The sequence below is a fragment of the Mycobacterium simiae genome, from assembly GCF_008370645.1.
GTDB classification, from domain to species: Bacteria; Actinomycetota; Actinomycetes; order Mycobacteriales; family Mycobacteriaceae; genus Mycobacterium; species Mycobacterium simiae_A.
In genome coordinates, this window is sequence record NZ_VTZN01000375.1 from 1 (window position 1) to 1,552 (window position 1,552).

Annotated in this window: 2 protein-coding genes; both read left to right on the top strand. The window is 65.9% G+C overall.

Translation table 11 applies throughout. The features are described 5' to 3' along the window. Positions 1-59: 59 nt before the first annotated feature. Positions 60-488: a site-specific integrase gene (locus F0Q45_RS25890; RefSeq protein ID WP_149656580.1), complete on the top strand. Its 429-nt coding sequence runs from the start codon at positions 60-62 to the stop codon at positions 486-488. Next, on the top strand, positions 472-1,552 hold a 1,081-nt coding region (locus F0Q45_RS25895; protein ID WP_188113176.1), incomplete at its 3' end, for a transposase. The genes F0Q45_RS25890 and F0Q45_RS25895, both read left to right, overlap by 17 nt.

The following is a 1,552-nucleotide window of genomic DNA, read 5'->3' on the forward strand; positions in this document are numbered from 1 at the left end:
CCGCCGGTGTGTGTTTTGGAGGCGAGACTGGGGTCAGTCCGGCTTCGAGGAGGAAGCTCATGGGACTACGAGTGATAACCGATGATGCTGGCCATCGGGTCGAGGGTGACGCGGGTGACGTCGATGTGATGAACGCGTTCCTCGAACATCTCAGCATTCGCAACTTCTCGCCGGCGACGAGGCGAGCGTATGCGTTCGATCTGCTGAATTTTTTGCGGTTTCTCACGGCGCGGGCGCTGCGGTTAGATGCGGTGGCGCCTGCGGATCTGTTCGATTATCTGGATTGGCAGCAAAAGTCGTTTCGTGGTGCGAGATCGGCTGTGGTGGTGCGGTTGTCGAGCAGAGCGGGGCCGGCTCCGGCGACGATGAACCGCCGTATCGCACCAGTGCGCGGGTTGTTTGAGTACGCCGTGGTCGTGGGGGTGTGCGCACGGAATCCGGTTCGGGCTGTCGGCGCAGGTCACGGCCGCGTTGGCCGACACGTATAAGGGTCCATGGGTGTATGCGCCGGGCGCGGTGTTCGCTGATCTGGCGGCGGCGGTGGCCGACGGTGCGGACTGTATTGACGGGGTCGGGCAGCTGTGCGGAGACCGCGAGCATGTTTTCGGTGCGGCGGCATCGACCACCACCATGTGGCGGTTGGTCGACCAGCGCGTGGACGCGACGCACCTGCCGGCAGTGCGCGCTGCCCGCGCTGCGGCCAGGGCGGCAGCATGGGCCGCAGGAGCCAACCCTGCACCCGGTGAGTGGCTGCACATCGATATCGACGCCACCTTGACCATCGACCACTCCGACAACAAGAGAATGCGGCTGCTACCTGGAAAAAGTCGTTCGGGCACCATCCGTTGTTGGCGTTTTGGACCGCCCGGAGATCGCCGGGGGCGAGGCTTTGGCCGGACTGCTGCGCCAAGGCAACGCGGGCAGCAACACCGCGGCCGACCACATCACTGTCCTGCAGCAGGCGCTGTCGTCGCACCGGCCGATTGGCGTCACGGCCCCGACAATCCCACCGCACCCAAGGTTGTGGTGCGCTCAGACTCGGCCGGGGCCACCCACGCCTTCGCCACGGCCTGCCGCGATCACCAGGCTGGATTCTCTTTTGGTTACCCGGTCGATTATCGCGTGCAGGACGCCGTGGACACCCTCCACCGCGCCAACGCTTGGTACCCGGCGATCGACACCACCGGGGAGATCCGTGACGGAGCCTGGGTGGCTGAGGCCACCGATCTGGTCAACGTGTCCGCATGGCCTGCCGGGACCCAGTTGATCCTGCGCAAAGAGCGTCCGCACCCCGGCGCACAGTTGCGGTTCGCCGACGTCGACGGCATGCGGGTCACCGCGTTCATCACCGACACACCCCTGGGCTCATCCCGGGGCAGCCGGCCGGGCTCGAGCCGCGACACCGCCAACACGCCCGCGTGGAAGATCGCATCCGCGAAGGCAAAGCAACCGGGCTGGCCAACCTGCCATGGCTTCCACGCGAACGCCGCATGGCTGGAAATCATCTTGGCTGCCACCGATCTGGTTGCCTGGGCCAAACTCATCGGGTTCG

What these genes read in the sequence shown, in the direction of transcription:
- F0Q45_RS25890 (WP_149656580.1), top strand. Translation starts at nt 60, where the DNA reads ATGGGACTACGAGTGATAACCGATGATGCTGGCCATCGGGTCGAGGGT.